Origin of the sequence: Falsiroseomonas oryzae (genome assembly GCF_027856955.1) — a bacterium.
GTDB classification, from domain to species: Bacteria; Pseudomonadota; Alphaproteobacteria; order Acetobacterales; family Acetobacteraceae; genus Falsiroseomonas; species Falsiroseomonas oryzae.
This window is the reverse complement of sequence record NZ_JAPSMD010000980.1, coordinates 1-629: the sequence shown is the minus strand read 5'-3', so window position 1 is coordinate 629 and position 629 is coordinate 1. Positions and strand designations below refer to the sequence as shown.

1 protein-coding gene is annotated in these 629 nt (G+C 77.7%); it reads right to left on the bottom strand.

Annotated features, from left to right (window positions below):
• On the bottom strand, positions 1 to 629 hold a 629-nt coding region (locus OZN99_RS33070), incomplete at both ends, for an FAD/NAD(P)-binding oxidoreductase (protein ID WP_333779804.1).

The window sequence follows — 629 nt, the reverse complement described above, 5'->3', positions numbered from 1 at the left end:
CTCCGGCTGGAAGCCGAGGTTGAGGGCGACGGCATCGGCCGCGATGTGGAGCGGACCGGCGGGCGTCGTCGCCAGAAGGGCAAGGCCGTGCGGCCCCCACCCCGACCCTCCCCCGCTAGCGGGGGAGGGAGAAACCTGTCGCGGCATCGCGCCCCAGATCACCGGGACGCCGGCGCGGCGCAGCACGGCGAGGTAGCGCGCGCCGTCCCAGGCCAGGTCGGGCGCGCTGGCGGCCAGGCGCAGCGCGGTGCGCCAGCTGCGGAAGCCGGGCTTCGGCGCGGCTTCCAGCACGGCGGCGACCTCGACGCCGCCCTCCACCAGCTCGCAGGCCAGCTGCAGGTTGAGCGGGCCGTTGCCGGCGATCACCACGCGCCGCCCCGGCGAGACGCGGTTGGCGCGCGCCAGTGTCTGCAACGCGCCCGTCGTCATCACGCCGGGCAGCGTCCAGCCGGGGATCGGCACCGGGCGCTCATGCGAGCCGGGCGCGAGGACGAGCCGGCGCGGGCGGATCACCAGGTTGCGGCCTTCGGCGATGGCGGCGATCTCGTCCGGTGCGAAGGCGCCCCACACCGTCGCGCTGTGGCGGAAGGCGACGCCGGCGGCCGCGGCCCGGGCGCGCAGCGCGGCGG